The following is a 2,712-nucleotide window of genomic DNA, read 5'->3' on the forward strand; positions in this document are numbered from 1 at the left end:
ATCTAGTAAAAATAATCAAATATGTAGTTGTATAAAAGTATCATACACATAGGGGAGGAAAATCTATGGAACGCATACATATTGTTAAAAAAAGTGTAACAAAGTTAGATGTCGATTGTGTGGTTAATGCTGCCAATGAAGGATTGTGGGCAGGCGGTGGAGTATGCGGAGCTATTTTCAAAGAAGCCGGATATAATGAATTGACAGATGCTTGCACGAAGATAGGTCATTGCGATACAGGAAATGCTGTGATCACACCAGGGTTTCAGTTGAAAGCCAAATATATTATTCACGCTGTTGGACCACAGTGGCATGGTGGCAGTCATAATAAAGAACATTTGCTTCGAAAATGCTATCAAACGGCATTGCTTTTAGCACGGGATAATGGATGTAAATCTATAGGATTTCCTCTAATTTCCTCTGGTATATATGGTTATCCAAAGAAAGAAGCGTGGCAAGTGGTACTAAGGGCAGTTGCAGATTCTCTTGATTCTTTTGTGGATATGGAAGTCTATTTTGCTGTATTAGATGATACGATGCTTGCTATGGGACAGGAAATATATCATGCTATGTTCGATTATACAGGTGATTCATTGTTGGTATCTATTGATAAAGAAAAGCTGTGGCAGTGTATAGAGCTGTTGTGTAAAATACGGAAAATTGAATGGAAAACACCGCCATCAAAAAATGGATTGAATTATTTTCCCTTTCCAATCTATCCAGAGGGGATTTGGCAGGTGTTTAACCTTATGAAGCCGGATAGAGATTATGGAAAACATATGGAACAACAGCCGAGAAACATAGTACCAAGTGAGATGTCTGTAGAGCAGATTAATACAAGACTCACCTTGATTCAAAGGAGTGAACGTTTCGGTGATGGTAATGTTGCAGCAGAAATAGAAAATGGTAATTTGTTAAAAATGTTACTTCGCTTAGATGATCTTTTGAATAAAAGCGTAAAGAACTAGAATTTGCTTGAAAGAAGGTGAGGCAACACATTTGTAGCATTGGGGTCTGACACCAATGTGGTCAACCTAGCGTCAACTTAGGGGCATATTAGCGAATATCCTCTAATGCAAACTACAAAATTAATCGGTTTATGCACAGAAAACAGTTGCTGTTTTGCTGGAAACCAGAAGATTCATAAAAATTGCCGCACTTAAATAAGCCTATTGATGAATGCTGGCTCTATTTTAAAAAGAAGCTTTTTTATTTCGGAAATGTGGACGTCCCTTGGATTTCAATTTCTTCCTTGGAAACGACCTGCCGGGCAGGAGCTGTGATCTGCAGCGTACAGCATCTGTATATAACTGTTCAATAATTGAAAGCTCAAACAGTCCGCAGAGTATTTTGGGAACAATACTTTTGATTCCGTCCAATGATAAATGCACGATTGGCCTGATAACGGAACTTATTTGTGCTTTTGGCAGAAATCTGTATTTCCTCATCTGCTTCATTTTTTATAAGGGAGGCCAGATTCGATAAAAGCATATTTATATAAAATTCCTGCTGTATAGACACTGCAGTAGCACCGGAAAACTCTTCCATGGCAAAGCGGCTTTTTAATTCTTTGTACTTAAGTTCTACAGGCCGATCTGTAGAAGTAAAGTTCCTGGAACATATCTTTTGTAACAGCAGGATCAAACAGGTTTGTTGCAAGATATTCTTTTGTGCCATCATCAAGCGGAATCTCAAGGACACGTATAGGTACATCGGAAGTACCTTCTTTTGAAGTTCCCTGAAGAATGGAAATCATATCACCATTGCATTTTTTAGATAAATTGATTCCCTCTTTCAGTCTCATAACACAGAGATGCCCATGCTCTACACAGTAGCGGAACATATCTTCTGAATAATAACCTCTGTCAAAAATAATAATACTGTTGTTATATAGTCCCATATCTTCAAGAACTTTAAGATGTTCTAATGCAGCTGCTCGTTCAGAGGAAAGAAATTTATGGATAGATGCATGAAGGATATAATCATCCAGAACATCATAAATTATTGAAGCCAGTCCCATGGTATAACGTCGGTTTGGATCAGGATAGCTGGACATTTCGCCAAAGAAATCAAAAGTTGATTTTGAATTCGGAAGTTCAATCCTGGAACCATCTACTGCAAAAAGATGATAACCCTGCCACAGCTTTCTTGAAGGGATCTGGCTGTAAAACAGATCAACAGAAAGGTAATAAAGTTCCTTGAACAGTGAAGGATTAATGAACTGTCTGGCTTTGGAAAGTGCCTGTTTTGAAACATCCGGAAAAGAAAGCGTGCCCAGTTCTTCTCTGATCTGTGAAAGATTCTGGAACATGGAAGCTTTTGAAGAGAAGAACAGATAAATAATAACTTGCAAAAGTGAAAGTTTTCTTCGCCGTACAAAATGTTTTTCCACCCGATGGGGTTCCAGTTTAACTTGATCTGTGATATAATCTTTAATGGATTGGACGATATTTTTACAAATATTAGTTCGACTCATATGGCATACCTCCTACGTATTGGAATAGATAAATATTTCGCTGGTAACGTAATATTGCTTAATCTATAAACCACATATTTAGGAGGATATGTCAAGATATTTATATAAAAAAATCCAGAATATAAGCCCAGAATCGTTGAATTTTCAGCATTCTGGGCTTAAGTTGACCACATTGGGGTCAGACTGTGCGTCCAGCAAAGGGTATATAGTCCGGTGGGTGGAAGCCCCATCAAATA

The 2,712-nt window shown here is 37.8% G+C and carries 2 protein-coding genes; one reads left to right on the plus strand and one right to left on the minus strand.

The features are described from left to right. Positions 1 to 65 precede the first annotated feature (65 nt). The gene (locus tag AC075L_RS06905) at positions 66 to 968 is read left to right on the plus strand and encodes a macro domain-containing protein (RefSeq protein ID WP_070102141.1); all 903 of its coding nucleotides are present in this window, start codon (positions 66 to 68) and stop codon (positions 966 to 968) included. Positions 969 to 1,576: 608 nt separating this feature from the next. On the opposite strand, the gene AC075L_RS06910 is transcribed toward AC075L_RS06905, so the two are convergent. Next, positions 1,577 to 2,476, minus strand: a complete 900-nt coding sequence (locus AC075L_RS06910) for a transposase (RefSeq protein WP_476387420.1) — start codon at positions 2,474 to 2,476, stop codon at positions 1,577 to 1,579. Positions 2,477 to 2,712 lie beyond the last annotated feature (236 nt).

It is taken from the genome of Blautia sp. ZXY-1-B12, from assembly GCF_056339915.1.

Excerpts from the sequence above, each read along its gene's own strand:
- AC075L_RS06905 (WP_070102141.1), top strand. The coding sequence starts at position 66 with ATGGAACGCATACATATTGTTAAAAAAAGTGTAACAAAGTTAGATGTC.
- AC075L_RS06910 (WP_476387420.1), bottom strand. The coding sequence starts at position 2,476 with ATGAGTCGAACTAATATTTGTAAAAATATCGTCCAATCCATTAAAGAT.